This is a genomic window from Pseudalkalibacillus sp. R45 (assembly GCF_052246725.1).
Classification (GTDB): domain Bacteria; phylum Bacillota; class Bacilli; order Bacillales; family Fictibacillaceae; genus Pseudalkalibacillus.
In genome coordinates, this window is sequence record NZ_JBQQCL010000016.1 from 21,302 (window position 1) to 47,788 (window position 26,487).

Consider the following 26,487-nt stretch of genomic DNA (forward strand, 5'->3'; position numbering starts at 1 on the left):
TGGTTTTTAGTATTTTTATCAGTTAATACGCTCTCTCCAAATAGAGAGAGGAGAATACGATCAATGGCATTTTTAGGAACTGGGAAAATGAATGGACTCGGACATTTGGAAATCGGCGGGGTAGATACGATTGATTTGGCGAAAGAATTCGGAACACCCCTTTATGTATATGATGTTGCGAAAATCAGAGAACAAGCACGGGCTTTTCAATCTGTTTTTAAAAAAAGGAAAGTTGATGCCAAGGTTGCTTATGCAAGTAAAGCCTTCTCGAGTGTTGCAATTGTCCAGGTGATGGATGAGGAAGGTCTATACCTTGATGTCGTATCAGCCGGGGAACTCTACACTGCACTTCAAGCAGGCTTTCCGACTGAAAAGATTCATTTTCACGGGAACAACAAGACTCTTGAAGAACTTCAGATGGCTGTAAAAGAGGGAGTAGGCTGTATTGTTGTCGATAACTTTTATGAATTGGATTTGTTGAAACAGGTAGGGGAAGAGATGAACAAGGTGATTCCTGTCCTTTTGAGGATAACACCTGGAATTGAAGCACACACGCATGATTATATTCTGACTGGGCAGGAAGACTCTAAGTTCGGTTTTGATATTGTAAGTAAACAAGCAGATCAAGCATTGCTTGAATGCCTTGATTCAGATCATTTCGAAGTCCTCGGTGTACATTGTCATATCGGATCACAGATTTTCGAAGCGGATGGTTTCGTGATGGCTGTTCAAAAAGTGTTCGATCAGCTTTCAGAATGGAAAAGATCGAATAATTTTGTAGCGGAAGTCGTCAATCTAGGTGGAGGATTCGGGATCGCCCATACATCAGATGAAACCTCGATTTCGATTGAAAATGTACTTAACATTTTAGTGGATGAAGTTAAGAAACAAGTTCAGGAACATGATCTCCATATGCCGGAAATTTGGATCGAGCCTGGACGTTCGTTGGTTGGTGAGGCAGGCACGACTTTATATACAATCGGCTCGGAAAAAAGAATTCCTGGTATCCGAAATTATGTCGCTGTTGATGGAGGAATGACGGATAACCTCCGACCAGCACTTTATCAAGCAAAATACGAAGCGGTCGTTGCAAACCGCCTGGAGCAAAAGAACATGCAGACAGTCTCGATTGCAGGTAAATGCTGTGAGTCGGGAGACATGTTGATCCATAACATCGAACTTCCGAAAACCTCTCAGGGAGATATTTTAGCGATGTTCTGTACAGGAGCATATGGTTATGCAATGGCGAACAACTACAATCGATTACCAAGACCTGCAGTCGTATTCGTGGAAAATGAAGAAGCGCAGCTGGTCGTTGAAAGAGAGTCTTATCAGGATCTGATCCAACACGACAGACCACTTAAAAAAACACTCGTATCAAGCACATAAGGACTGTCCTAAAAGAAAAGTGTCAGACACCTCCAACACACCATTTTATGTGATTTTCCTCAAAATGGTGTTGAATTCGGAGAGACTCAGGCACTTTTAGGATACCGCTCTTTATCTTTACTTCTCTAAATAAAAAACATACAATGGAACTACTTGTTGCAGAGGAGGAATTTAAATGAAAAAAGGAAGTATTGAATTTGAAAATGGCGAAAAAGTCTTGATTGATTTTTTTCCTGAGGAAGCACCTAATACAGTAGCGAATTTCGAAAAACTTGCGAATGAAGGATACTATAATGGATTGACTTTCCACCGTGTCATTCCTGGTTTCGTCTCTCAAGGAGGCTGCCCGCACGGAACAGGCACTGGCGGTCCAGGATACACGATCGATTGTGAGACGGAAGGAAACCCACATAAACATAAGCCTGGTGCTTTATCGATGGCACATGCAGGGAAAAACACAGGAGGAAGCCAATTCTTCATCGTTCACGAAAACCAGCCGCATTTAGACGGTGTACATACTGTTTTCGGTCAGGTGACAGAAGGGCTGGATTCAGTGTTACGCACACAAAATGGTGATGTAATGAAAGAAGTTAAAGTTTGGGAAGAGTAAAAATAGAGTGAAAAGATCGACTCCTTGTGGGTCGATCTTTTTTATAGGCTGTTTTCTTAAAGATTGTTGCTTTGGGGTCATTTTGGTAATGAACCACCTTGTGCAAGTTGATTGGAGAGCAAGGTGCGAGACTCCTCGAAAATGAAAATCGCATTTTCTTCGTGCGATGTAACGCTGCCGAAGCTTTCCTTGTCCTGCGGGATTAGCGTGCCTACTACCTGAATAATCTCCTCGCAAGGCATGCGACGAGGAAGCTCGCTTCGACAGGACTTTCTTGTAGACGCAGGAGCACAAATGCTTCCTTGAAAAGTAGACTCCTGAGGCCGCTAGGCGACGAGTGGGCTCACCGCCCCCCTCGGAAAGCGAGCATCGTGGAGCGGAAATCAACGACTTTTAAAGAAAACTTGGCGAGACCAAGCCTTTTGTAGGTCGAGCCTTAGTTGCACTTAAAGAAAGTATTTTATACTTTCTTTAAGTGCAAGAGCAACAAAGTTTGCGAAAATAGCCTTTTAATGCATTGTATAATTTCTTCGTCTTGTTCAAATATCACCTTTTTCTTGCTTAACCGAAAAATTAAGAGTAACATGTAAGTACAATCAAAAACATTTCCTTCGGGGTAGGGTGAAATTCCCAACCGGCGGTGATAAAGCAATTTCGCTTTTCAGTCCGTGACCCGTTGCTTACAGTAACGGTGGATTCGGTGCAAGTCCGAAGCCGACAGTATAGTCTGGATGGGAGAAGGAATTTATAGTGGAAAGTAGATGAGATACTCAAAGCAACCTGAATTCGTCGGGAAGCCTGGGTTTAATTTGTCATTCGATATTTCCTGATATCGCTGACAATATGCGGATTCTTTGAACCGAACGATCCATCTGCTTCTATTCCTACTCGTTTTATCTGAACAATCGTTCAGTGTAAAGAAAAGCGAGGTTTATTTCTCATGCGCACAAACCCCGAACATGCTTAATTGCATCTTTGGGGTTTTTCTTTTTTCTAATTAATGAAGGCTCTTTTCTAAAAGGTTGTTGCTTTTGAGTCATTTTTAAAAGACTCACCTTGTGCAAGTTGATTGGAGAGCCAGGTGCGAGACTCCTCGAAAATGAAAACTGCATTTTCTTCGTGCGATATAACGCTGCCGAAGCTTTCCTTGTCCTGCGGGATCAGCGTGCCTACTACCTGAATAATCTCCTCGCAAGGCATGCGACGAGGAAGCTCGCTTCGACAGGACTTTCTTGTAGACGCAGGAGCACAAATGCTTCCTTGATAAGGAGACTCCTGAGGTCGCAAGGCAACGAGTGGGCCATGCGGAGAGCGAGCATCCTGGAGCGGAAATCAACGACTTTTAAAGAAAACTTGGCGAGACCAAGCCTTTTGTAGGTCGAGCCTTAGTTGCCCTTATACTGAAGAAAGTATTTTATACTTTCTTTAAGTGCAAGAGCAACAAAATTTGCGAAAACAGCCTTAATAAAAAAATCATCCCATCGGCAATGTAGAAAGAGGAGATTCTATGGAACACGCCAGTTATATGAATTTGGCTATTGATATGGCCAAAAAAACAGCCGGCCAGACTGCTCCCAATCCCAAAGTGGGTGCTGTGGTCGTCAACAACGGAGAGATGGTCGGATTAGGTGCACATTTGAAAGCAGGAGAAGGGCATGCAGAAGTTCACGCGTTACAAATGGCTGGTGATAAAGCGAAAGGTGCCATAATGTATGTAACACTGGAGCCTTGCAGCCATCACGGGAAGACTCCGCCCTGCGCTGATCTTCTTATAGAACGAGGAATAAAAACCATTTATGTAGCGACGACAGACCCGAATCCTTTAGTAGCCGGAAGAGGCATACAACGCCTGAGGGATGCTGGGCTTGAGGTCCATGTAGGCTTGAATGAACAGCGTGCAATTGAATTGAATCCGTTCTTCAACCATTATATGACGACTAATCTGCCATTCGTTACATTGAAATCGGCATCTAGTATCGATGGGAAAATTGCGACCAAAACGGGCCATAGTAAATGGATCACTGGAGCAGAGGCGAGGCTGGATGTGCATCGATATCGGCATGAACACGATGCGATCCTTGTTGGCGTCAATACAATCATAAAGGATGACCCATCTCTGACAACGAGACTTCCTTCAGGGGGAAAGAATCCGATCCGTATTATTCTGGATACTCATCTTCGTATCCCTGCCCAATCCAAGGTTTTGAACGATTGGGAAGCACCAACTTGGATTGTGACTGGCGGTCAAGTTTCTGAAACAGAAATTCAATCGATGCAAACTGATAACATCCGAATTTTAAAGATGAATGAAGAGAAAATAACAATACAAGCGGTACTGGAACGTCTCGCAGAGGAAAAAATCACTTCTCTTTTTGTAGAAGGTGGTGGAACGGTCCATGCAAGTTTCATTAAAGAAAAGGCGTTTCAAAAAGTCGTAACCTATCTCGCACCAATGCTGATCGGAGGATCATCAAGTCCATCGATCATAGGCGGGGAAGGTATTGAACGGATATCAGATGCTATGGAACTTGAAATGGTATCATATGAAAAAATCGGGAAAGACCTCAAAATCGTGTCGATTCCGAAGGAGAGATCTTAATGTTTACAGGAATTATCGAAGAGATTGGAAAAATACAATCAGTCAAAGAATCTGCGGATGGTTATGTCCTTCGTATCGAAGCTGAAAAAGTCCTTCAAGATGTTCATCTGGGTGACAGTATTTCAGTAAACGGAATATGCTTGACGGTCGCTACTTATGAACCAACTTCTTTTACTGTCGATGTGATGCCGGAAACGTTACGGCATACCAACTTGAATTCATTAGGTTCAGGTGATGGAGTGAACCTGGAGCGGGCTATGGCCGCAGGCGGGAGATTCGGGGGGCATTTTGTATCTGGACATATCGATGGAGTCGGAGAAATCGTCAAAAAGACACGGAAACAAAATGCGATCTATTATGAAATTAAAGCGCAAGAAGAACTTCAACCTTATTTTATGAACAAGGGTTCCGTGGCAGTCGACGGTACAAGCCTCACGATCTTCGGTGTGACAGATACCACGTTTACCCTTTCCCTTATTCCCCATACGGTGGAAGAATCGGTATTGGGAAAGAAAAATACAGGTGATCTCGTAAATATCGAATGTGATATGCTCGTAAAATATATGGATAACTTGTTGCAAAGAAGGACAAACGAAAGAAAATCAGGTAGTCTGACTGAAGAATTTTTGACAGAACATGGATTCTGATCAATATAGGATGGTGATGGCGAATGTTCGATCCAATAGAAGAAGCGATTTACGAATTGATGCAAGGGAAAGTTGTCATCGTTTGTGATGACGAAGACCGAGAGAATGAGGGCGACTTCATTGCACTTGCAGATCGGGTGACACCAGAAATTGTGAATTTCATGGTGACACATGGGCGAGGACTGGTTTGTACACCGATTACAGAAGAACTGGCTCACAAATTGGACCTCAATCCAATGGTGAATCAAAATACGGATCCCCACGGGACAGCTTTCACAGTTAGTATTGACCATAAATCGGCTACGACGGGGATTTCAGCACAAGAACGTGCAGCAACAATGAAAGCATTGTTAGATCCGAATGCAGTACCTGCTGATTTCAAGCGCCCAGGGCATGTCTTTCCTTTAATTGCAAAACAGGGCGGAGTGTTAAGAAGAGCAGGGCATACAGAAGCTGCGATCGATCTTGCTCGCCTTTCAGGTGCCGAACCTGCTGGTGTCATTTGCGAAATCATGAATGAAGACGGGACGATGGCACGCGTGCCCCAGCTTCGAAAAATTGCAGATGACTATGATTTGAAAATGATTACGATCAAAGATCTGATCCAGTATCGTAACCGTAAAGATAAGCTTGTGAAGAAAGAAATCGAGATCAAAATGCCTACAGAATTTGGCGAATTCCGAGCAATCGGTTATTCGAACATTCTTGATCAAAAAGAACACGTTGCACTCGTAAAAGGTGAAATCCTTCCAGATGAACCGACACTGGTCCGGGTCCATTCGGAGTGTCTGACGGGTGATGTATTCGGATCTTTTCGCTGTGACTGTGGACCGCAGCTACACGCAGCACTCGCTCAGATTGAAGAGGAGGGGAGCGGTGTTCTGCTCTACATGCGACAAGAAGGCAGAGGGATCGGACTGCTGAATAAAATGAAAGCTTATAAGCTTCAAGAAGAAGGATTGGACACAGTCGAAGCCAATGAAAAACTAGGTTTCGCTCCTGATCTTCGGGATTACGGAATTGGTGCTCAAATTCTAAGGGATCTTGGAATAACGAAAATGAAACTTTTAACCAACAATCCTCGTAAAATCAAGGGATTAAGTGGATATGGATTAGAGGTCGTCGATCGAGTTCCGATCCAGATGCCGCACCGAGATGAAAACGAGAGGTATTTAAGAACAAAGCATAGTAAATTAGGTCATATGCTTCACTTTTAAGAGATAGGGATGGTTAACCTAACTTACCTAACTAAAGGCTAGTACAATAGGTCGCCATCTCATTCAATAACTAACCAGGAGGCTCTAATAATGGGAACAACATTCGAAGGAAATTTAATTGGAACAGGATTGAAAGTAGGAATTGTAGTAGGTCGATTCAATGAATTCATTACAGGTAAGCTGCTGTCCGGTGCCGAGGACGCTTTGAAGCGCCATGGTATCAGTGAACAAGACATCGATGTGGCTTGGGTCCCTGGTGCATTCGAAATTCCATTGATCGCAAAAAAGATGGTAGAGTCCGGCAAATATGATGCGGTTATCACCCTTGGAACTGTAATCCGAGGTTCTACACCACACTTTGATTATGTATGTAATGAAGTAGCAAAAGGTGTTTCAAGCCTTTCGTTGAACACAGGGACACCTGTGATCTTCGGTGTTCTGACGACTGATTCAATTGAGCAAGCAGTAGAACGTGCAGGTACGAAAGCAGGCAATAAAGGCTGGGAAGCAGCTGTATCAGCTATTGAAATGGGGAATCTGTGCCGTTCTTTCAATTAGGCCGTTTTATAAAAGATTGTTGCTATTGGAATTGTTAAGGAATGTGCTGAATGCTAATGACAGTGGAAATATGCGAGACTCCTGCGGGTCAGTAAGCCAAGCGAGTCTATGCAAAAACAGCCTTCAATAAATTAAAAAAACTTTTAACTGTGTATTGATTAAATCATTCCAGGTATGGAAAAAGCTTAATATACTCGCTTATTTGATCATAATGAAGAGCAAAATTAGCAAAGTCATCAAATTTCGTCTATAATATAGATGACTTTGGACATCATGAACTTTTCTAATAGGCTTTGTTGAAACCTGATGTGATTTCAAAAGCTTTTGGAAACAGGGTCGGGATCGACACTCAGGCAAGGTCTGCTATGAAAAGAGGCTGAGAAAGATGACGAACCAGAAGAATAAAAAGCAAGAACGTATTCTGATCATTGTATGTATCATCGTTGCTTTCCTCTTGATGTTGTCACTTGTTGGGAAGTTAATTCGATAATGAGGGAGAATTTATGCTAATTCGTTATAAACGAAACTATGAAAAAATTGCAATGGGTCTTCTGTCATTCATGCCGAATCAGAAAGACGTCAAAAAGCTGCAACAAACAGTCAAGCAATATGAAATTGAATCTGATCATCAACTGTTTCTGTGGAAAGAAGGAGAAGACATCATCGGAATCATCGGGTTGAAAACGGAGGATGGTACAGCTGAACTGCAACATGTCAGTGTCAATCCTTCACATCGCCATCAAGGCATCGGAAAAAAGATGGTTGATGCACTGAAAAGAATATTGAAAGATAACTATCAGTTGACTGCAAATGAAGAAACAAGTTCCTTCTTTGAGAAGTGTGAAGAAGAAGTCAAACTTGAGAACGACTAGAAAGAAACGGAAAGGATTACCCTTCCCGTTTCTTTTTTCTGAGATTTTTCTGTGCTAATCGTTCATCGATGACTTCCTGGCGATCACGGAGTGTATGTTTATGGAGAAGGAATTCATTCTTCAAATCACTTGGCAGGCCATATGTGCAACCGATATTCTTACATTCAGCCTCACATAAAGTGATCAATCTCTTGTCTTTAATAGGTAAGTTGAAGCTTTCATAAGGTTGTTTATTTTCAATATCTTTGACCCTTTTGGAGAGTTGTTCCTGTAATTGGTTAGCATCTAAGCCAAGTGCTTCGATTTCGTTCTGTTCTGTCTCAATGATCAGTAAAGCACTTCTCATCATTCGTAAAGCACCTGAATAATTTTGTCTGCGTTGGTGGTAGAGGGATACGGCTATTTGAATAAGTCCGACCCAGTGTTTTTTCGGATCGTGATTTGGAATTGATTTCCAATGTTCTTCTAAAATTTCATGACATTCAAAATAATCACGGAGTCCATGAAAATGGACTAAAAAATCTACATATGGCTTTGGATACATGGAAAGATACCTCCAAATTAAAGTAGTTCAAGTCTATCATACATGACAATCTGACGAAAAAGCACTGCAGAAAGCCGATTGTTAATTGTAAAGATTTGTTGAACGTAGACATTGCCTGTAAAACCAAATTGTGGCTGCCCCTGCTGTATGCTATAATATCGTCATATTTCATACTTATAAAGCAAATGTTTTGGCTCTTTTCTAAAAGATTGTTGCTTTTGAGTCATTTTTAAAAACTCACCTTGTGCAAGTTGATTGGTGAGCAAGGTGCGAGACTCCCTTCGGCGGGACAGGTGAGACCATTCAATGTCGCAAGGCGACTCCCCGCGGAAAGCGAGCATCCTGGAGCGGAAATCAACGACTTTCAAGAGCAACAAAGTTTACGAAAACAGCCTATGTTTATAACAGTGCTTTATATAAAGTATGAACCCTATATACTAGAATGTGAGAATGGTGAATTTCATGACCCAATACAACGTACGATTGGATGCATTTGAAGGACCGCTTGATTTATTACTTCATTTGATCAACCGTTACGAGATCGATATTTATGATATTCCGGTCGCTAAGATTACGGAACAATACTTAGAATACATACATACGATGCAAGAGCTCCAACTGGATATCGCTAGTGAATATCTTGTTATGGCTGCTACTCTAATTGCAATCAAGAGTAAAACATTACTCCCAAAATATGAAGAAGATGAGTTCGATCAACAGCTCGAAATGGAGATGGACGAGGATCCGAGGGATGAGCTGGTCCGCCGACTCATTGAATATCGTAAATTTAAAGAAGCGTCATCCTATCTACGAGAACACGAGAGTAAGAGGAGCCTGACATTTTCAAAGCCGCCAAGCAATCTTGATCATTTTGAAGCAAAACAAGAACCGGTCAATCCTGTTTCCAATATGACGATCTATGATTTAGTTGGTGCGTTCCAATCTTTATTTGATAAAAAGAAGACGAAGAATGCTCCCAAAACGAAAATTGATCGTCAGGAAATCCCGATTGACAAACGGATGTCAGAAATCGTAACTGAACTTCGTTTTCGAAAAGGGGTTCAGACGTTCCAAAATCTCTTTCCATATCCGAGTAAAGACCATATGGTAGTAACTTTCCTGGCGGTTCTTGAATTAATGAAAACACGGCAGATCCGTTGTGAACAAGATGAGAATTTTAATGAAATTTCAATTCACTTGATGGAGGAGGATATTAGTTGACGACAAGAAATGAGCAAAAAGCTGTGATTGAAGGTCTGCTTTTTGTCGTCGGTGATGAGGGGTTAGATGGGAAACAAGCTACTGATATTCTTCAAATCGAGCTTTCTGAAGCAGAAGAACTCATTAAGGAAATGATTGAAGATTACCAGGCTGACGACCGAGGAATTGAAATTGTCGAAATTGCAGGTGCCTATCAATTTACGACAAAAGCGAAACATATTTCTTATTATGAAAGGTTTGTTGAATCGCCTACCACCAGTTCGTTATCCCAGGCGGCTCTTGAAACTCTTGCCATCGTCGCATACAAACAACCGATCACACGTGCTGAAATCGAGGATATTCGTGGTGTGAAAACTGAAAAGCCGCTTCAGACACTTTCAGCCAAACATCTGGTTAAGGAAGTCGGAAGGGCAGAAGGAACAGGTCGTGCGATTCTATACGGAACGACAAAAGAGTTTCTTGAATACTTTGGATTGAAGTCGAAAGAGGACTTGCCGGAATTACCAGAACAATTTGAGGATGGTTCCATCGAAGACGAAGCAGATTTGTTCTTTGAAAATTTTGAATCTGTGATGGAATCTAATGATAAGGAGGATTAACCGTGATTATTACTTCCATAAGTGGAGAAGAACTTGAAAAGTCGAAATCGAATTCTCCAGAGGAGTTTTTCAACCGCTCTGAAGTGACCTTCCGGGATGGCAAAACTGAAAAAACATTAGCTGTTTTGTATGTAAGATACTTCGATGAGAAAATTTCGGATTTATCGAGTTTTGAAACGGAAGAGCTCTTTGAAATTGACGGTCGGATTATCCATTTACGGGAAATCGTTGCATTGTTGGCACTTCAAACAAATCAAGCTTATGCAAAACGCCACCGGGTCTACATAAATGATGAACAGCAATTTGCAACACTATTCAATGGCGTCGATGAAGGATCTTTACAAGAAATGGTGAATAAGATTCTGAACGAAGGTGGTTACGAATTAACTGAACAAAATGTGTAATGCGAGTTTAATTTGGAGTTAGAAAAAGGCTGACCTTGGCATCAAAATGATTGCGCTGGTCAGCCTTCTTTATACTTGAGAAAGTATAAAATACTTTCTTCAGTATAAGAGTAACTAAAGCTCAGCCTGCGCCAAAGGCCTGGCTTTGCTAAGTTTTCTTTATCCGATGTATAGTTTTAGCCGTGATATCCTGAATAGACGGTTATACCGATAATCACTAATAGCACGAACAAAACAACGAGCAAGATGAACCCCTTACCAAATCCATCTGACATTCCGATGTCCCCCTATCCCTAATAAGCCATTCACCCATACTATATGCATTCGTCTAGTAGGCGTACTAGACGATTGTACCGGTTTCACATATTTTGTTATGATAAGTACAAACTGATAAAAATGCACTTTAAGGAAGTGTCAGGCAAATGCCATATATCCTATCAGTCGGTACCTGTGATCCGGAGCATACCTTGGGACAAGACCATACAGTCGAATTTGCGAGAGAGCTGTTCAGTGATCATTTTTCCCATATTGATCGCTTATTACGTGTGTTCGAAAATGGACAGATTGAAACAAGGAACTTTGTCAATGATGTTCAATGGTATAAGGAAAACCATACGTTACAATCGAAAAATGACATCTATATTGAAAAATCAGTTGAGTATGGTGTCAAAGCGATAAAAGATTGCCTTGCCAATAATACATACATGGATAAGCAGATCCCTTACAACGAAATAGACGCCATATTCTTTGTTTCGACCACTGGATTTTCAACGCCGAGCATTGAAGCGAGGATTATGAATGAACTTCCATTTTCCCCTCACACGAAACGGATCCCGATCTGGGGTTTAGGGTGTGCAGGTGGCGCTTCAGGACTTGCTCGGGCGCATGATTATTGCCTTGCCTATCCACAAGCGAAAGTCCTGCTTGTTTGTGTAGAATTGTGCAGTTTGACGTTCCAAAAAAAAGATTATTCAAAAAGCAATTTGATCGGGACATCGCTTTTTGCAGATGGTGTAGGAGCAGTATTGATGGTAGGAGATGAAGTGAAAGAGCATGAATTAACTGTTGGAAAAACCATCCCCAAAACGTTAGCAAGCCAATCCACTTTGATGCCGGATTCAGAAGATGTAATGGGATGGGATATTAAAGATGAAGGGCTCTATGTCATCTTTTCTAAGGACATCCCCCATATCGTAGATAGTTGGTTTTATCCTACCATCCATCAATTTCTCATCGATCAGGATCTTGAGATGGATGAGATCAAGCATTTCATCGCTCACCCTGGTGGTATAAAAGTGTTGAACGCCTATATGAGTTCGTTGGACATTCCTGCTTCCATGTTTCATGATTCATTGGAAATATTGAAGCGGTACGGAAACATGTCCTCTGTGACCGTGATCTATGTATTGAATCGGTTCATGCAAAAAGATATTCCATCCGGAGAAAAAGGTCTTGTTATGGCTCTAGGGCCTGGTTTCAGTTCTGAAGTTGTCCTAATAGAATGGGTAGAATGAGTTTTATAAGGGGGATGGACCATGATCTTCTTTTTATTATTTTCTTTCATCATTGCACAGCGTCTAGTTGAATTGAAGGTGGCTCGACGAAACGAAAAAAAGATGAAGGCGAGAGGTGCAAAGGAATTTGCCCCAGAGCATTATAAATGGATTGTCATTCTTCATACGGCTTTCTTATTATCATTAGTCCTAGAATCGTATGTTAAAGGATTTGTGACCTCACCTTTTTTTCCTGTATTGTTCTTATTGTTTATCGTGTTGCAAGGATTGAGAGTCTGGACGATCCGTTCACTCGGTATGTTCTGGAATACGAAGATTATTATCCTTCCAAATGCAAATGTCGTAAAAAAAGGTCCATTCCGTTTCTTGCGACATCCAAATTATGTTGTTGTTTCATTTGAGTTGCTGGTCATTCCGCTAATGTTCAATGCATTTTGGACTACAGTTCTATTCACGATATTGAATGCTTTACTTTTACTGTTGGTCCGGATTCCAGCAGAAGAAGCTGCCTTATCCCAGCAATCAGACTACGATCATCAATTCAGTGCTACCCCGCGTTTTATACCTCAAGAAGAACGAAAGCACTCGAAGTCCCCACCTAAGTAGACAATAACTTTATTATGTGGAGTTAATTTTTTTCATATCCCGTCTTTTGGAGCATAAACTTGTACAAAACTGGCTAAGGGACGGGATGTTATGATTGTTGCAATAATTAGAGCTGGAATCCTCATTGGATTAGCCTTTATGATATTTTTTTCAACTATACCGATACATCAGCTCGTATATGCGGAAGGACCAGGTGTATATGCTCAAGGTGCCATACTGATGGAGCAGGAATCTGGTCGTGTTTTATATGGAAAAAATGAACACCAGAAAATGAGGATTGCAAGCATTACGAAAATCATGACCGCCATATTAGCGGTTGAGTCAGGGAAAATGGATGAGATGGCTACGGTAAGTGAGCGGCCGCTCCAGGCAGAAGGCTCTTCCATCTATTTAAAAAAAGGTGAGAAGATCCTCTTGGAAGATCTCGTGTATGGGTTGATGCTGCGTTCAGGTAATGATTCTGCAGTAGCAATAGCAGAACATGTTGGTGGCAGCTTGGAAGGGTTCGTCTATATGATGAACGAAAAAGCTGCGGAAATCGGTATGAAAAATACGTATTTCTCCAATCCTCATGGACTCGATGATCATGAGAATCATTACTCTACCGCCTATGACATGGCATTATTGACTCGGTATGCGATGGAAAATGAAACATATCGGAAAATCTCTTCAACAAAGACGCACAGAGCCCCTCAAGAGGGGGAGGAATGGGATCGTATTTTCAAGAATAAAAACAAACTGTTACGGATGTATGAATATTCTACTGGCGGGAAAACAGGCTATACAAAACGTGCGAAAAGAACACTTGTATCAACAGCAAAAAAGGATGACCTTGAACTGATCGCGGTCACTTTGAATGATGGCAACGATTGGAACGACCACATGAACCTTTTTGATTGGGCTTTCAATACATATGATCTTGTCTCCATTGTAGAAAAAGGTCCAATTAGTGGTCTGGAAAACGATGCTTATAAGAATAAAGTGGAAGCAGCGAGAACATTTTATTATCCTTTGACCGAAGATGAGCGTGATCTTCTTAAAAATGATATCACCCTTATCAAACCACCTGAAAATGGCAAATGGGGAAAGAATCCTCCGAGCCCAGTTGGAAAGCTTACGATTTATCTTGATGGTTCTGACATTGGAGAACTCCCTTTATTCCTCAAAGGTACGTATAGGGAACTGGAGGAGGAAACCTTTTGGGGAACGATCAAGAAGGTCGTAACGAAGTTTTTTATCATAACGGTGCCGTATGGTTAACCTGATCTGGGTGTTCATGTTTGTCTTCGGAATCATTTATGCAGCAATCAATGGGACGATGGAGGAAGTCAATAAGGTATTGTTCAAAAGTGCTCAGGAAGCTGTCACCATCAGTTTAGGGTTGATCAGCATCCTTGTCTTTTGGTTGGGGCTTATGAACATCGCAAAAAAAGCGGGATTGCTTGAAAAGCTTTCTGGGTTGTTCAAACCGGTTGCCAAAAGGCTCTTTCCGGATATACCGCCGGATCATCCTGCGATGGGCTACATTTTATCAAATATGGTCGCCAACCTTTTTGGGCTCGGTAACGCGGCTACACCTATGGGAATAAAAGCGATGGAACAGATGAAGAAATTGAATGCCGATCGTAATGATGCAAGTCGTTCGATGATTACGTTCCTCGCGATTAACACCTCAAGCCTTACCATCATTCCAACAACAGTTATAGCGATCCGGATGAATTATAATTCCTTGTCGCCGACCGATATCGTAGGGACTACGCTTATTGCGACTGCTTGTTCGACAATCGCAGCCATCATGATCGACCGTTATTTTTACCATAGGCGGCAAAGAAGGAGGAGGTCTTGAAATGGGGCTTGTGTCGACAATATCCATTTGGATCCTTCCCTGTCTGATCGGATTTGTCCTTATATACGCAACTTTCAAAAGAGTTTCGACATACGAAGAATTCGTTGAAGGCGGGAAGGAAGGGTTTTCAATTGCAGTTTCAATCATCCCCTATCTGGTCGGGATGCTCGTAGCCATCACCGTATTCCGAGCCTCAGGTGCATTAGCGTTTATGATTGATTCTATCAAGCCGTTTCTCACAGCAATCGGAGTCCCATCGGAAATCGTTCCCCTGGCGTTGATCAGGCCGATTTCTGGGACAGGGGCACTAGCCATGACGACGGATTTGATTTCAACGTACGGACCTGATTCGTTCATTGGGCGATTGGCTTCTACAATGCAAGGCAGTACAGACACCACTCTTTATATCCTTACTGTCTATTTTGGAGCTGTTGGCATCAAAAGGATGGGAGATGCGTTGAAAGTCGGGCTGCTTGCGGACCTTGTCGGTATCATCTGTGCAATCATCGTCGTGACACTCGTTTTTGGCAGTTGATTTTTTACTCCACCAGCAAATTGGTGGAGTTTTTTGATTGCATGGCTAATGGATGTTGAGTAGGCAGGAAAATACTTTGAGCGAATTTCGTGACACTCCTTCGTGAAAAGCGATCTAGGCGGAACCAGGCAGCCATGTTTTCAGTTAAAGGACACCACAGTTATTTGCGAACAAAGCAGCTGATTTTCTATGATATTTGCAAAATAAGGTCTCTGGTGTCCCCTAAGTTTGTAAATTCCGATTATATTGGTCGAATAAGCATTCCGTTATTGGGTATGTGCAACCTGTTTTCAGCTTGGGGAGAGTGAGGAGGATTCGCAGATATCAACAATATAAGATGTGGATCTATCATCCCGTACAATTTGTAAATAAAGTGAACTGCTCTTTCAAAACTTGAGAATTCAAATGTCGAAGAGTATGATTGAGATTGAGGTGAAAGTATGGAACGATTACAAAAGGTCATAGCACAAGCTGGTGTTACTTCTCGACGGAAAGCCGAGAAATTAATCCTGGATGGACAAGTGAAAGTGAATGGTAGCGTTGTAACAGAATTAGGGACGAAAGTGTCACCTTCTGACGAAATTGAAGTGAATGGGGTACCAATCGATAAAGAAGAACCTGTCTACTTTTTGTTTTATAAACCGAGTGGTGTCATTTCAAGCGTGAAAGATGAAAAAGGCCGGAAAGTCGTAACGGACTATTTTCCTGATATTGAACAAAGGATCTTTCCTGTAGGTCGTCTTGATTATGACACTTCCGGTTTGCTTATACTGACTAACGACGGAGATTTCGCAAATACACTTATGCATCCGAAGTATCATGTGGAAAAAAGATATGTCGCCAAGGTGAAGGGGATCCCTTCCAAGCTGGAGATCCGTCAGCTTTCAAAAGGAATCATGCTTGATGATGGCAAGACAGCACCGGCGAAAGTCAAAATGAAAAGCCTTGATAAAAAGAAACAGACAGCAATAATCGAACTGACAATCCATGAAGGGCGCAACCGCCAAGTAAGAAGGATGTTCGAAGCACTCGGTTATCCTGTCCAAAAACTGAAACGTGAAGGCTACGGGAATCTGGATCTCAGAGGACTAAACCCTGGGGACTCCAGAACGATGACACCGCATGAAGTCAAGCAATTACGGAATCTAGCTGTCACATAAACGTCAAATAAAACCCATGAATACTGGACAAATAAACGTTATAGTAGGAAGGGTAGAAGATTAGATTGGAGCGATCGCCATTATGAAAAAACGACAACGGTTAATCATGCGTTCAGTCATATTGGTTGTTATTGCCCTTGCCCTGGGATATACACTCTATAACACCGTTTTCAATGACAAAAAGGAACCTGTCCAAGCTGGAGATACAGCACCGAATTTTGTCCTGAAAGATTTAAAAGGTAATGAAGTAGAGTTGGAAGATTATAAAGGGAAGGGCGTTTTCTTGAATTTCTGGGGTACATATTGTCCACCATGCGAGAAAGAAATGCCTGCCATCCAACGGCAGTATGACAAATATAAAGATCAGGGTGTAGTTGTCCTGGCAGTTGATATCGCAGAGCCGAAGTTTACGGTGGAAAAGTTCGCGAACAGATTGAATCTGACGTTTCCGATTCTTTTGGATCAGCAACGTGAAGTTGTAGATGAATATGGGGTTGGAAACTTACCTGCCACCTATTTGATCAGTCCGGAAGGTAAAGTGATCGATAAAATCACGGGTGAGCTGAACGATACTCTGGTACGCAACTACATGGAAAAAATCAAGCCATAATGGGGTGTTCAAATGGAAAAGATTAAGTGCGATTGCGGCCATCTGAATCCCTACGGAACGATCATTTGTGAAGCTTGTGGTAAGCCGATTCAAGAAGAATCACCAGATAAGCTCTTGAACATGAGATACGAAGGGACAGCACGACGTTCGCAAACCTACAATACGAATGCTGTCGATAAAATATGGAATTTCTTCTCGAGTGTAAAAGTTGGGGTATGGCTGATCGTCATCACCCTGATTGCTTCTGCTGTCGGGACGATTTTCCCGCAACAGATGTATATCCCGCCTGCTGAGGCAGTAAATCCTGCAGCATATTATGAAAAGGAATATGGATTTCTAGGAGAACTCTATTATGTATTAGGGTTCCATAACCTATACAGTTCTTGGTGGTTCGTCCTTTTGCTAGGTTTGATCGGTGTATCCATTACGGTCGCAAGTATTGACCGTGGGATTCCGCTTTTTCGTTCACTTCGAAACCAGCGGGTCACAAAACACGATAACTTCCTTAAAAAACAAAGGATGTTCGCTGTAACAAAGCGACCAGAAGACGAAGAACAATTCATGGAAGAAGTCCTATTCAGATTGAAAGAAAAACGCTATCGTGTCCGGAGAGAGGGTAATAGTATCCTGGCCGAAAAAGGGCGTTTTTCCAGATGGGGTCCATATGTGAATCATATCGGATTGATTATCTTCTTATTAGGAGCTATGCTCAGAATCGTACCTGGTATGTATTTGGATGAAGATATGTGGATTCGCGAAGGTGAGACGAAAGCGATCAAAGGTACGGATCAAGAATATTATTTGAAACACGATAAATTCACATATGAAGTCTATGATAACAAAGAAGAAAGATTCTCTGATGCTTTGAATCGAGTACAGCAGCCAGTACCGAAAAACTATCAGAGTGATGTTGTCCTTTATAAAGCCAGTGAAAAACTACCGGGTGCAAAGCCTGATCTTTCTAAGGTCAAAGACTATGCGATTCAAGTCAATAAACCGCTTGATTTTGATGGGTATTCACTCTACCAAGTGGACTATCGACAAGAAATGAGTGCAATGCATTTCCAATTACAAGAATCTGAAACAGATGAGAAGATCGGTTCATTTTCAGTCGATTTACAGGAACCAAAAGACGAGTATGATCTCGGCAATGGGAATCGTGTAGAGTTACAAGGCTATTATCCTGATTTTTATTTTGATTCAGAGACGAAAAAACCATCAACGAAAACGAATACACCGAACAATCCAGCGTTCATTTTCAAAATGTTCACACCTGAAAAACCAGACGGCGAAGTTGCCTTCATCGCGATCCGTCAGAACCTTGATCCTTCTGGTGAGAATCAATATAAGATTGCTTTTGACGGTGTCGACACAGAGTTCATCACAGGGTTGACCGTGAAGAAGGATTATACACTTCCTATCATTTTGATCGGTGGAATCATCTTCATGCTCGGGGTAGTCCAAGGTTTATATTGGAATCATCGCCGTGTATGGCTGAAAGTGAAGGATGAAGAGATTTGGATGGCAGCTCATACGAATAAAAACTGGCACGGGATAAAACGTGAACTTGATGATATCACTTCGAAACTTGAGATGGATAAGCTAAACGATCAACAAGAACAGCAGGAAAAAGCATAGAAAGGAGGAACTCAAATGGCACAATTAAGCAGTACCTTATTATATATTGCATTTTTCATTTATTTTGTCGCTACCATTTTCTTTGTCGTTTCAATGACCGTCAAGCAAAGTGAAGGGACGAAAGCAAATAAATGGGGAAAATGGGGCTACACCTTGTCTATTATCGGATTTGCAAGTCAGCTCGGTTATTTCATCACCCGGTGGATTGCTGCCGGTCATGCACCTGTAAGTAACTTATTCGAATTCACTACATTTTTCGGAATGATGATGGTCTTTGGTTTCATAATCATTTATGCGATTTATCATTTGAATGTGCTTGGCGTATTCGCTATGCCGATTGCATTACTTGTAATCGCCTATGCTAGTATGTTCCCAAGAGAAATTGAACCATTGATTCCTGCTCTTCAAAGTAACTGGTTGAAAATCCATGTGACGACAGCCGCTCTAGGGGAAGGAATTTTAGCGATCAGTTTTGTAGCAGGATTGATCTACCTGGTCGCTACGATCGACCAAAGCAAGGGATCGAAAAAAACAGGGTGGTTGGAATTTGTACTGTACACCCTGCTTAGTACGCTGGGTTACATTCTGGTCTCTATCGGTTTTGGCGCTGCCGAGTATCATGTAACTTTCGAATGGGTAAATGAGAGCGAACAGCAGGCTGAACTTGTTTATAATATGCCAGCAATCGCTGGTCCGCATGATGGTGAGAAACTGACAGAGGGAGCATTTGGACCGCTTTTCGAAGCACCTGCATGGATGGAAGGCGTCGATGCACCGAAGAAATTGAATACATTCATCTGGGCATTGTTCTCCGGATTTATTCTTTACGTATTACTTAGATTGGCATTGAGGAAACGATTGGGAGCATCCTTGAAACCCTTACTGAAAAACATCAATACAGATCTGGTTGATGAAATAAGTTATCGTGCAATTGCAATCGGATTCCCTGTGTTTACATTGGGTGCCTTGATTTTTGCTATGATATGGGCTCAGGCAGCTTGGACAAGGTTCTGGGGCTGGGATCCGAAGGAAGTATGGGCTTTGATTACTTTTCTTTTTTACGCTGCTTATCTCCATTTAAGACTTACAAGGGACTGGCATGGTGAAAAATCAGCATGGTTATGTGTGCTCGGTTTTGTGATCATCATGTTCAACTTGATAGCAGTAAATATCGTAATCGTAGGCTTGCATTCCTATGCTTAACAGAAAACCTTCACGTTTCGTGGAGGTTTTCTTAGCAGTTGGAAAGAATATGTGGTATGTAAGAAGTAGGAGGTATGTGAATTATGGAAAAAGAACAAAGAGTGCTTGTAGTTGATGATGAAGAACGGATCCGTAAACTGCTCCGTATGTATCTTGAACGGGAAAACTTCGCGGTTGTCGAAGCGGAAGATGGAGAAACAGCTTTGCAAGAAGCTAGTGAAGCAGAATTTGATATCATCTTGCTTGATCTGATGCTTCCAGAGATGGATGGAATTGAAGTTTGTGAAAAGCTGCGAAAGGAAAAAGCGACACCAATCATTATGCTGACTGCTAAAGGTGAGGAATCAAACCGTGTTCAAGGATTCGAAGCAGGTGCAGATGATTATGTAGTCAAACCATTTAGTCCAAGGGAAGTTGTGCTACGTGTGAAAGCGCTGTTAAGACGCTCAACTGCCACGAAATATTTACATACAGATACAGTGAGCAAAGATGTCATCGTATTCCCGCATCTGACGATTGATAACGATGCGCATCGTGTGACGGCTGATGGAAAAGAAATCAGCCTTACGCCGAAAGAGTATGAGCTGCTCTTGTATCTCGCGAAGACACCAGACAAGGTATATGCCAGAGAACAGTTGTTGAAAGATGTCTGGAATTATGAATTCTTCGGTGACTTGCGTACAGTTGATACACATGTGAAGCGTCTACGTGAAAAGTTGAACCGGGTTTCACCTGATGCAGCTTCAATGATTTCTACTGTCTGGGGTGTTGGTTATAAATTCGAGGTAGAAGAAGAAGAATGATCTGGCGGAGTGTCGTAGGAAAGCTTTGGGGGACGATCCTACTACTCGTGTCTGTCGTCCTTTTCATTTTAACAGTTCTGTTAATGCAGTTTTTTGAGAATTTCATCGTCGACAATGCAAAAATGCAGTTGTCTCAGCTCGAAGACTCACTCGTGGAAATCATTCAAAGCGATCAGTCGTTTGATGAATCGAAAGATACGATTTCAAAACTAGTTGATGCGCATTCGAGTAATATCGTGATTCTAAGTGATCGTACACAGTTTTCCCATTCTTCCGATCAGACGCAATTATCTACGCTCCCTTATTCACTCTTCCGGGAGGACTCTAAATTATCTAAAGTTCTGAAGGATGGCGAAACAGTGATCGTTCAAGGCGACTTTCCAGTACGGAACGGGGCTCAGACGGAACAAAACGAGTTATTGATTGTCGGTAAGCCTGTCGAGCTTTCTGAAAATGAACATGGTGCAGTTTTCATTTACCAATCCCTTGAACTGATTCAGGAAACCAATCAGCAAGCAAAGCAAATCATATTCTTATCTGCGGGAATCGCAATCATACTTACAACGATCTTTGCCTTTTTCTTATCCACACGGATCACTTCCCCCCTCAGACGTATGAGGGAAGCAGCATTAGAAGTAGCACAAGGGAAGTTCGATACGAAAGTGCCAATTCTGACACATGATGAGATTGGTGAACTCGCCCTGTCATTCAATAGAATGGGCAGGAATTTGAAGAACAACATCAATGCATTAAGCCAAGAAAAAGAACAATTATCAAGTATTTTGAGCAGCATGGCTGATGGTGTCATCACCTTCGATCGGAAAGGGAAGATCCTTGTTACCAATCCGCCTGCTGAACGGTTCATCCAGGCCTGGTATTATGAACAAGGAATGAAGGAGCGGAAAGGTGAGGAAGTACCTGAACAGATCAATGATTTATTCCGCAGTGTCGTAAATCTTGAACGCGAACAGATAACGGAAATCGAGCTACAAGGCAGAAGTTGGGTCGTATTGATGACGCCGTTATACAATCAATCCAATGTTCGTGGTGCTGTAGCGGTTTTCCGGGACATGACAGAAGAACGTCAGCATGATAAATTGCGGAAAGACTTCATCGCTAATGTCTCCCACGAGCTTAGAACGCCGATTTCGATGCTTCAAGGTTATAGTGAAGCAATCATTGATGATATTGCTGGTACTGAGCAAGAAAAGAAGGATATCGCACAAATCATCTATGATGAGTCGTTGCGTATGGGGCGTTTGGTTAATGAGCTTCTGGATCTTGCAAGAATGGAAGCAGGTCATGTATCTCTTGAAGTGATGGAAATCGATACTGGAGAATTCTTCAATAGGGTCGTAAATAAATTCCAGGGACTCGCAAGGGAAAGGGAGATTACCGCTAAGTTGAACCTGCCTGATGAGAAAAGCATCATTGAGGCCGATGCAGATCGTTTGGAACAGGTGATGACGAATTTGATAGACAACGCCTTAAGGCATACGAAAGAAGGCGGGGAAGTATCTGTTGTTGTTACGCACCTTTCGGATGGAATTAACGTCGAGGTTAAAGATACTGGATCAGGTATTCCGAAAGAGGATCTGCCATTTGTGTTCGAACGATTTTATAAGGCAGATAAAGCTCGTACAAGGGGCCGTTCTGGGACAGGTCTAGGACTTGCAATCGTAAAGAATATCGTTGATGCCCATGGTGGAAAAATATCCGTTCACAGTAAGATGGGCGAAGGGACGACATTTTCATTTTTCATTCCTCGAAAATTCGAGAATGAGAGTGTAACCTGACGATAAATCTTGTTCCATGAGTAACAGAGAACAGGAAAGAGCCACTCCGGTGGTAATAGCGAGCGGAGGTACCAAAGAAAAGAAGCAGATTTCACAAAAGTTCAAACAATTACAATCGCATTAAATGCTACGGATTAAGTTATAAAAAACCACTTTCCTCCATACGATATTATCGTGTCTTGGCTTGTCCAAGACTCAGTATAATAGACTGTGGAGGTTTTTTTTTATGAAAAAAGTACTATTATTGTCCGCGGGGGCATTTTTTGTTTTGTTTCTTATCATGAATTCTGATAATGTATCAGCTAAGAGTTCCACAATTGAGGTGAAAATTGATGAAATCTGGGAATGGCCTGTCGATGGTGTTTTGACAGACCATTTTGGTACCCGACAAGGGACTCATTTCGGCATAGATATAGCTGCTGACGAAGGAACAGACATACGAGTAGTGGAAGATGGGACAGTAGGAAGATCCTATTATTCAGATTCCTATGGAAATGTCATTTTCGTCAAACACTCGAATGGTTTGGAAACCGTTTATGCCCATATGAGTGAACGTTTTGTAGAAGAAGGTGAAAAGGTACAGAAGGGTTCTGTCATCGGTTTGATTGGCAATACTGGCAAATCGAGAGGGGATCATTTGCATTTTGAAGTGCATAAAGATGAATGGAATGTACATAAAACAAATGCAGTTGATCCACTTGCATTTCTTGGAGATCGCCAATTGGCTATCAATGTTGATGCACCGCATCTCGATGATACAGAGAAACTCACGATTACCATCGCTGAGGGCGACACACTCTGGGCACTTTCACAAAAGTATGACATTTCGGTAATGGATTTGATGAAATGGAATAACCTTGATTCTGATTTGCTCGTCGTTGGACAAACATTAGTAATTAAGAAACAGATGACATAATAATTGCAATATACTAGCGAGAGGGGAACGAAGAAAATGAGGACAGATTATCATAACCATTTAGAAAAAGGGACATTGACTCTTGATTATCTCTCTAAATTCACTGAAAAAGCGAAAAAGGAAGGGATTGATCACTTCGGTATCTCGGAACATGCCTATCACTTTTATCAGACTGCTGATATTTTATCTAATCCCTGGGTTGATGAGAGACGTTATTATGACATGGAGGATTATGTAGATCTGTTCCATCAGGCATGGAACAAGGATATAGACGTGAAAATGTCGATAGAAATGGATTACACCCCTGGTAAACACGAAGAAATGAAGCGATTTATCGATCAATACGATTTTGATTATGTCATCGGCTCGATTCACTGGATAGATGATTTCGGAATTGACCTCTCTGAGTATAAGGAAGAATGGGATCGAAGGGACGTATTCGATGTTTACCGGCGATACTTTGATCAGGTTGTCACTTTGGCTGAATCCAACATGTTTGATATCCTGGGACATATCGATCTCGTGAAGATCTTCAATTATGTACCTGAGGACAATAATTTCCTCCTAGAACAATATGAACGTGCGACAGATGCATTGAAAGAGTCAAAGACTTGCATCGAGATCAGTACAGCCGGTCTGCGTAAACCAGTAAAACAAATGTATCCACATGAGGATCTATTGAAGATGTGTCAGCGAAAAGGAATCCCAATCGTGTTGTCTTCCGATGCCCATTACCCTGAACATGTCGGATTTGCCTACGATCGTGCCATCCAATTTGCAAAAGAAACAGGCTATACACATTTGATGACATTTGAAAAAGGAGAGCGAAAAGAAGTTCCGTTGAAGTAGGAGCTCTTACGTGATTGTAGTTGTTTCGGTGTTGAGTTGGCGAGATATTGTTTCGTCGGCGTTGTTCTGTAGCGGTAGGAAAAATTTTCCTGATTGTAGATGCAATTCGGCTGTAAGCAGCACGATTTCCTCCGTTACAAGCCTAATTTGATCATAGATAAAGGGGTTGGCTCTATGTAAGAGTCGACCCCATTTATTTTTACTCCAACGACATCGCCAGGAGAGTGGTGATGCCAGTATTTTCTTCCAGATCTTTTATCGTTTCGTTGTTGAGTGGTTCATCAAAAGTCAGTACCATGGCTGCGCCGCCACTGACTTCTTTACGCCCAACCTGCATCGTAGCGATATTCATCTGATGTCTTCCAAGTACTTCTCCAACTTTACCGATCACCCCAGGCTGGTCATTATGTGTGATGAACAAGAGATGTCCTTTCGGAGTGAAATCGATATCGAATCCATTCAAATTGACAACTCTTCCACCAAGGCCAGGCAGCAAGGTCCCTTGAATGGATACCATCTGATTTTCACCTACAACTTTCACATCGATCAGGCTGGAATAGCCGAAGGTTTCTGAAGCTTTCGTTTCTCCGTAAGTGATTCCCCTTTGTTTAGCAATCAGATTGGCATTGATAATATTGACAGGTTGATCGACTCTTGAATTGAGGAAACCTGACAGCACGCTTCTTGTGATTGACAAGGTTTCATGATCTGTAAGTTCACCTGAATAGGTTAATTGGACTTCTTTAATCGGGGTTTTAATGCATTGTGACAAAAATGTTCCTAGACGATTTCCCAATTCGATGAATGGGTGGATGAAATCATGGACATCACGGGAAACGGCAGGATAATTCAATGCATTCCGGGCTGGATTTCCCTGTAATACGTTACATACATCCTCGCTGACTTGTTGGGCAACGTTGAATTGTGCTTCTGTGGTTGAAGCAGCAATATGAGGGGTTGCCACTACATTTGGATGTAAAAGCAAGGATTCATTGGCACATGGCTCTTCTGAAAAAACATCGAGTGCCGCTCCAGCAATGTGCCCTTCTTCTAATCCTTTAACGAGAGCTTCCTCATCAATGATTCCGCCACGTGCACAATTAAGGATATACACCCCTTTTTTCATTGTTTTAATCGATTCTTCATTGATAAGGTTTTTCGTATCTTTATTTAAAGGAGTATGGACAGTGATAATGTCAGCATTCTCAAGCAGCTGATCCAATGTAACGAGCTCGACTTGGAGCTTCTTAGCCCGCTCTTTTGTTAAGAAAGGATCGAATACATTTATATCCATACCGAAGGAAAGTGCTCTTTTAGCGAGTTCCGAACCGATTTTTCCCATACCGATGATACCGAGGGTTTTTCCATGGACTTCATGACCTGTAAAAGCAGAACGCTTCCATTCAAGATTTCGTAATGATCGGTTCGCCTGGGGGATGTTACGCATTAAAGATAGCATCATCGCAAAGGTATGTTCAGCAGTCGAGATCGTGTTGCCATTTGGTGCGTTTACGACGACGATCCCTTGTTCTGTCGCTGCGTCTAAGTCGATGTTGTCAATACCGACTCCAGCTCGTGCGATGATTTTGAGGTTTGACATTTCGTTGATGAGTTCCCGTGTGATTTTTGTAGCACTTCGCACAAGTATCGCGTCAATTTCCTTTCTCGAGGTTACTTCATCGATGTTCTTTTCAATAAGATTCATACCTGGCGTATTTACAAGCGGTTCCAACCCCGCTTTGCTAATTGGATCACTTATTACGATTTGAAACAAATTCTTCACCCCATCTTCTATTATTAATTTCTGATTGTCCTATGGTTCACAATGTATGTCAACTGAAAATTTGTACAATTATAAAGTCTAGTAAATGGGTTAATGCGAGGGATAGGAGTTGGTTGCGCTTACATTGACATTTAAAAGTCATCTGTGAATTCGAGTTTCCTCATGGTGAAGGGTATTCTCAGAAGACATAAAAAAGACCCGTGGTATAACTAACGGGTTGTGTTTTGGAGTACACATAGTACAATTCACACATGAAATCACATGCGTTTTTCTTGGAGTTATAAGGATTTAATTGAAAAAAGACCTCTAACTTCACACACCAATTCAAATTGGATAAGAAATAATTTATGTAGGGTGTGTGATTCCTCTGCGATTTGCTCTGTGATTTTAGGTAAGAATAACAAGGGAAGCTAGAAAAATATGTTAAAATATTGATATGGAACAATGATGACTGTTATTCAAGAAAAGGGGCAGTTATAAGGAATAAGAGGTCCCTATATTTAATCCACATAAGGTCCATTTAACGGAATAACTGCTTGTGAAAATAACAGAGGGTTGATTTTAAGTT

The 26,487-nt window shown here is 41.8% G+C and carries 28 protein-coding genes and 1 riboswitch; of the genes, 23 read left to right on the top strand and 5 right to left on the bottom strand.

Features of this window, described 5'->3' with window-relative positions; genetic code table 11:
* Positions 1 to 63 precede the first annotated feature (63 nt).
* Both lysA and ACTWQL_RS19825 read left to right on the top strand, forming a co-directional pair.
* A complete protein-coding gene (gene lysA / locus ACTWQL_RS19820) occupies positions 64 to 1,389 on the top strand; it encodes a diaminopimelate decarboxylase (RefSeq protein ID WP_443144138.1) in 1,326 nt (441 codons plus the stop codon).
* A gap of 175 nt (positions 1,390 to 1,564) precedes the next feature.
* Positions 1,565 to 1,999 (top strand): peptidylprolyl isomerase, encoded by a 435-nt coding sequence (locus ACTWQL_RS19825; protein ID WP_443144139.1) that lies wholly within the window; start codon positions 1,565 to 1,567, stop codon positions 1,997 to 1,999.
* Between the two features lie 77 nt (positions 2,000 to 2,076).
* Here ACTWQL_RS19825 and ACTWQL_RS19830 read toward each other — a convergent pair whose 3' ends face one another.
* Together ACTWQL_RS19830 and ACTWQL_RS19835 are read right to left on the bottom strand one after the other, a co-directional pair.
* Entirely contained in the window at positions 2,077 to 2,241 is a 165-nt protein-coding gene (locus tag ACTWQL_RS19830; protein ID WP_443144140.1) for a hypothetical protein, read from the bottom strand.
* Positions 2,242 to 2,602: 361 nt separating this feature from the next.
* A riboswitch (FMN riboswitch) is annotated at positions 2,603 to 2,746 on the top strand.
* A gap of 267 nt (positions 2,747 to 3,013) precedes the next feature.
* The gene (locus ACTWQL_RS19835) at positions 3,014 to 3,199 is read right to left on the bottom strand and encodes a hypothetical protein (RefSeq protein ID WP_443144141.1); all 186 of its coding nucleotides are present in this window, start codon (positions 3,197 to 3,199) and stop codon (positions 3,014 to 3,016) included.
* A 307-nt stretch (positions 3,200 to 3,506) separates the two neighbouring features.
* On the opposite strand from ACTWQL_RS19835, the gene ribD reads away from it, so the two are divergent.
* From ribD to ACTWQL_RS19860, 5 genes are all read left to right on the top strand, one after another.
* Complete coding sequence (gene ribD, locus ACTWQL_RS19840) at positions 3,507 to 4,598, top strand: bifunctional diaminohydroxyphosphoribosylaminopyrimidine deaminase/5-amino-6-(5-phosphoribosylamino)uracil reductase RibD (RefSeq protein ID WP_443144142.1); 1,092 nt, start codon at positions 3,507 to 3,509, stop codon at positions 4,596 to 4,598.
* Complete coding sequence (gene ribE / locus ACTWQL_RS19845) at positions 4,598 to 5,245, top strand: riboflavin synthase (RefSeq protein ID WP_443144143.1); 648 nt, start codon at positions 4,598 to 4,600, stop codon at positions 5,243 to 5,245. Before ribD ends, ribE begins: the two co-directional genes overlap by 1 nt.
* A gap of 23 nt (positions 5,246 to 5,268) precedes the next feature.
* The gene (locus ACTWQL_RS19850; RefSeq protein WP_443144144.1) at positions 5,269 to 6,462 is read left to right on the top strand and encodes a bifunctional 3,4-dihydroxy-2-butanone-4-phosphate synthase/GTP cyclohydrolase II; all 1,194 of its coding nucleotides are present in this window, start codon (positions 5,269 to 5,271) and stop codon (positions 6,460 to 6,462) included.
* A gap of 90 nt (positions 6,463 to 6,552) precedes the next feature.
* The gene (gene ribH / locus ACTWQL_RS19855) at positions 6,553 to 7,020 is read left to right on the top strand and encodes a 6,7-dimethyl-8-ribityllumazine synthase (protein WP_443144145.1); all 468 of its coding nucleotides are present in this window, start codon (positions 6,553 to 6,555) and stop codon (positions 7,018 to 7,020) included.
* Positions 7,021 to 7,523: 503 nt separating this feature from the next.
* Positions 7,524 to 7,892: a GNAT family N-acetyltransferase gene (locus ACTWQL_RS19860; RefSeq protein ID WP_443144146.1), complete on the top strand. Its 369-nt coding sequence runs from the start codon at positions 7,524 to 7,526 to the stop codon at positions 7,890 to 7,892.
* 16 nt (positions 7,893 to 7,908) lie between these two features.
* On the opposite strand, the gene ACTWQL_RS19865 is transcribed toward ACTWQL_RS19860, so the two are convergent.
* Positions 7,909 to 8,436, bottom strand: a complete 528-nt coding sequence (locus ACTWQL_RS19865; RefSeq protein ID WP_443144147.1) for a DUF309 domain-containing protein — start codon at positions 8,434 to 8,436, stop codon at positions 7,909 to 7,911.
* Between the two features lie 462 nt (positions 8,437 to 8,898).
* On the opposite strand from ACTWQL_RS19865, the gene ACTWQL_RS19870 reads away from it, so the two are divergent.
* Genes ACTWQL_RS19870 through ACTWQL_RS19880 form a run of 3 tightly spaced genes read left to right on the top strand, consistent with a single transcriptional unit; the run spans position 8,899 to position 10,660 of the window.
* Entirely contained in the window at positions 8,899 to 9,657 is a 759-nt protein-coding gene (locus ACTWQL_RS19870; RefSeq protein ID WP_443144192.1) for a segregation/condensation protein A, read from the top strand.
* Complete coding sequence (scpB, locus tag ACTWQL_RS19875) at positions 9,654 to 10,256, top strand: SMC-Scp complex subunit ScpB (RefSeq protein WP_443144148.1); 603 nt, start codon at positions 9,654 to 9,656, stop codon at positions 10,254 to 10,256. Before ACTWQL_RS19870 ends, scpB begins: the two co-directional genes overlap by 4 nt.
* Positions 10,257 to 10,258: 2 nt before the next feature.
* Entirely contained in the window at positions 10,259 to 10,660 is a 402-nt protein-coding gene (locus ACTWQL_RS19880; protein WP_443144149.1) for a hypothetical protein, read from the top strand.
* Between the two features lie 176 nt (positions 10,661 to 10,836).
* On the opposite strand, the gene ACTWQL_RS19885 is transcribed toward ACTWQL_RS19880, so the two are convergent.
* Positions 10,837 to 10,935 carry a YjcZ family sporulation protein gene (locus ACTWQL_RS19885; RefSeq protein ID WP_221565275.1) on the bottom strand — a complete coding sequence of 33 codons (99 nt, stop codon included), beginning with the start codon at positions 10,933 to 10,935 and terminating at the stop codon, positions 10,837 to 10,839.
* 147 nt (positions 10,936 to 11,082) lie between these two features.
* Between ACTWQL_RS19885 and ACTWQL_RS19890 the strand changes: the two genes are divergently transcribed.
* The 13 genes from ACTWQL_RS19890 to ACTWQL_RS19950 all read left to right on the top strand — a co-directional run bounded on the left by ACTWQL_RS19890 (position 11,083) and on the right by ACTWQL_RS19950 (position 24,136).
* A complete protein-coding gene (locus tag ACTWQL_RS19890; RefSeq protein ID WP_443144150.1) occupies positions 11,083 to 12,174 on the top strand; it encodes a type III polyketide synthase in 1,092 nt (363 codons plus the stop codon).
* Between the two features lie 21 nt (positions 12,175 to 12,195).
* A complete protein-coding gene (locus tag ACTWQL_RS19895) occupies positions 12,196 to 12,780 on the top strand; it encodes an isoprenylcysteine carboxyl methyltransferase family protein (protein WP_443144151.1) in 585 nt (194 codons plus the stop codon).
* Positions 12,781 to 12,870: 90 nt separating this feature from the next.
* Positions 12,871 to 14,040, top strand: a complete 1,170-nt coding sequence (locus ACTWQL_RS19900; protein WP_443144152.1) for a D-alanyl-D-alanine carboxypeptidase family protein — start codon at positions 12,871 to 12,873, stop codon at positions 14,038 to 14,040.
* A complete protein-coding gene (locus tag ACTWQL_RS19905) occupies positions 14,033 to 14,626 on the top strand; it encodes a nucleoside recognition domain-containing protein (protein WP_443144153.1) in 594 nt (197 codons plus the stop codon). Before ACTWQL_RS19900 ends, ACTWQL_RS19905 begins: the two co-directional genes overlap by 8 nt.
* Before the next feature lies 1 nt (position 14,627).
* Entirely contained in the window at positions 14,628 to 15,161 is a 534-nt protein-coding gene (locus ACTWQL_RS19910; protein ID WP_443144154.1) for a spore maturation protein, read from the top strand.
* Between the two features lie 440 nt (positions 15,162 to 15,601).
* Positions 15,602 to 16,321, top strand: a complete 720-nt coding sequence (locus ACTWQL_RS19915) for a pseudouridine synthase (protein ID WP_443144155.1) — start codon at positions 15,602 to 15,604, stop codon at positions 16,319 to 16,321.
* A gap of 82 nt (positions 16,322 to 16,403) precedes the next feature.
* Complete coding sequence (resA, locus tag ACTWQL_RS19920; RefSeq protein ID WP_443144156.1) at positions 16,404 to 16,931, top strand: thiol-disulfide oxidoreductase ResA; 528 nt, start codon at positions 16,404 to 16,406, stop codon at positions 16,929 to 16,931.
* 12 nt (positions 16,932 to 16,943) lie between these two features.
* A complete protein-coding gene (resB, locus tag ACTWQL_RS19925; RefSeq protein ID WP_443144157.1) occupies positions 16,944 to 18,569 on the top strand; it encodes a cytochrome c biogenesis protein ResB in 1,626 nt (541 codons plus the stop codon).
* Positions 18,570 to 18,584: 15 nt separating this feature from the next.
* Complete coding sequence (ccsB, locus tag ACTWQL_RS19930) at positions 18,585 to 19,772, top strand: c-type cytochrome biogenesis protein CcsB (protein ID WP_443144158.1); 1,188 nt, start codon at positions 18,585 to 18,587, stop codon at positions 19,770 to 19,772.
* An 83-nt stretch (positions 19,773 to 19,855) separates the two neighbouring features.
* The gene (locus ACTWQL_RS19935) at positions 19,856 to 20,575 is read left to right on the top strand and encodes a response regulator transcription factor (RefSeq protein ID WP_443144159.1); all 720 of its coding nucleotides are present in this window, start codon (positions 19,856 to 19,858) and stop codon (positions 20,573 to 20,575) included.
* Positions 20,572 to 22,371 (top strand): ATP-binding protein, encoded by a 1,800-nt coding sequence (locus ACTWQL_RS19940; RefSeq protein WP_443144160.1) that lies wholly within the window; start codon positions 20,572 to 20,574, stop codon positions 22,369 to 22,371. Before ACTWQL_RS19935 ends, ACTWQL_RS19940 begins: the two co-directional genes overlap by 4 nt.
* A gap of 226 nt (positions 22,372 to 22,597) precedes the next feature.
* The gene (locus ACTWQL_RS19945; RefSeq protein ID WP_443144161.1) at positions 22,598 to 23,287 is read left to right on the top strand and encodes a peptidoglycan DD-metalloendopeptidase family protein; all 690 of its coding nucleotides are present in this window, start codon (positions 22,598 to 22,600) and stop codon (positions 23,285 to 23,287) included.
* A 36-nt stretch (positions 23,288 to 23,323) separates the two neighbouring features.
* Positions 23,324 to 24,136, top strand: a complete 813-nt coding sequence (locus ACTWQL_RS19950; protein ID WP_443144162.1) for a histidinol-phosphatase — start codon at positions 23,324 to 23,326, stop codon at positions 24,134 to 24,136.
* Positions 24,137 to 24,335: 199 nt separating this feature from the next.
* On the opposite strand, the gene serA is transcribed toward ACTWQL_RS19950, so the two are convergent.
* The gene (gene serA / locus ACTWQL_RS19955; RefSeq protein ID WP_443144163.1) at positions 24,336 to 25,910 is read right to left on the bottom strand and encodes a phosphoglycerate dehydrogenase; all 1,575 of its coding nucleotides are present in this window, start codon (positions 25,908 to 25,910) and stop codon (positions 24,336 to 24,338) included.
* Positions 25,911 to 26,487 lie beyond the last annotated feature (577 nt).

Coding starts and splice junctions, on each gene's coding strand:
- lysA (WP_443144138.1), top strand. CDS start 64: ATGGCATTTTTAGGAACTGGGAAAATGAATGGACTCGGACATTTGGAA.
- ACTWQL_RS19825 (WP_443144139.1), top strand. CDS start 1,565: ATGAAAAAAGGAAGTATTGAATTTGAAAATGGCGAAAAAGTCTTGATT.
- ACTWQL_RS19830 (WP_443144140.1), bottom strand. CDS start 2,241: ATGCCTTGCGAGGAGATTATTCAGGTAGTAGGCACGCTAATCCCGCAG.
- ACTWQL_RS19835 (WP_443144141.1), bottom strand. CDS start 3,199: ATGCCTTGCGAGGAGATTATTCAGGTAGTAGGCACGCTGATCCCGCAG.
- ribD (WP_443144142.1), top strand. CDS start 3,507: ATGGAACACGCCAGTTATATGAATTTGGCTATTGATATGGCCAAAAAA.
- ribE (WP_443144143.1), top strand. CDS start 4,598: ATGTTTACAGGAATTATCGAAGAGATTGGAAAAATACAATCAGTCAAA.
- ACTWQL_RS19850 (WP_443144144.1), top strand. CDS start 5,269: ATGTTCGATCCAATAGAAGAAGCGATTTACGAATTGATGCAAGGGAAA.
- ribH (WP_443144145.1), top strand. CDS start 6,553: ATGGGAACAACATTCGAAGGAAATTTAATTGGAACAGGATTGAAAGTA.
- ACTWQL_RS19860 (WP_443144146.1), top strand. CDS start 7,524: ATGCTAATTCGTTATAAACGAAACTATGAAAAAATTGCAATGGGTCTT.
- ACTWQL_RS19865 (WP_443144147.1), bottom strand. CDS start 8,436: ATGTATCCAAAGCCATATGTAGATTTTTTAGTCCATTTTCATGGACTC.
- ACTWQL_RS19870 (WP_443144192.1), top strand. CDS start 8,899: ATGACCCAATACAACGTACGATTGGATGCATTTGAAGGACCGCTTGAT.
- ACTWQL_RS19885 (WP_221565275.1), bottom strand. CDS start 10,935: ATGTCAGATGGATTTGGTAAGGGGTTCATCTTGCTCGTTGTTTTGTTC.
- ACTWQL_RS19890 (WP_443144150.1), top strand. CDS start 11,083: ATGCCATATATCCTATCAGTCGGTACCTGTGATCCGGAGCATACCTTG.
- ACTWQL_RS19895 (WP_443144151.1), top strand. CDS start 12,196: ATGATCTTCTTTTTATTATTTTCTTTCATCATTGCACAGCGTCTAGTT.
- ACTWQL_RS19900 (WP_443144152.1), top strand. CDS start 12,871: ATGATTGTTGCAATAATTAGAGCTGGAATCCTCATTGGATTAGCCTTT.
- ACTWQL_RS19905 (WP_443144153.1), top strand. CDS start 14,033: ATGGTTAACCTGATCTGGGTGTTCATGTTTGTCTTCGGAATCATTTAT.
- ACTWQL_RS19910 (WP_443144154.1), top strand. CDS start 14,628: ATGGGGCTTGTGTCGACAATATCCATTTGGATCCTTCCCTGTCTGATC.
- ACTWQL_RS19915 (WP_443144155.1), top strand. CDS start 15,602: ATGGAACGATTACAAAAGGTCATAGCACAAGCTGGTGTTACTTCTCGA.
- resA (WP_443144156.1), top strand. CDS start 16,404: ATGAAAAAACGACAACGGTTAATCATGCGTTCAGTCATATTGGTTGTT.
- resB (WP_443144157.1), top strand. CDS start 16,944: ATGGAAAAGATTAAGTGCGATTGCGGCCATCTGAATCCCTACGGAACG.
- ccsB (WP_443144158.1), top strand. CDS start 18,585: ATGGCACAATTAAGCAGTACCTTATTATATATTGCATTTTTCATTTAT.
- ACTWQL_RS19935 (WP_443144159.1), top strand. CDS start 19,856: ATGGAAAAAGAACAAAGAGTGCTTGTAGTTGATGATGAAGAACGGATC.
- ACTWQL_RS19940 (WP_443144160.1), top strand. CDS start 20,572: ATGATCTGGCGGAGTGTCGTAGGAAAGCTTTGGGGGACGATCCTACTA.
- ACTWQL_RS19945 (WP_443144161.1), top strand. CDS start 22,598: ATGAAAAAAGTACTATTATTGTCCGCGGGGGCATTTTTTGTTTTGTTT.
- ACTWQL_RS19950 (WP_443144162.1), top strand. CDS start 23,324: ATGAGGACAGATTATCATAACCATTTAGAAAAAGGGACATTGACTCTT.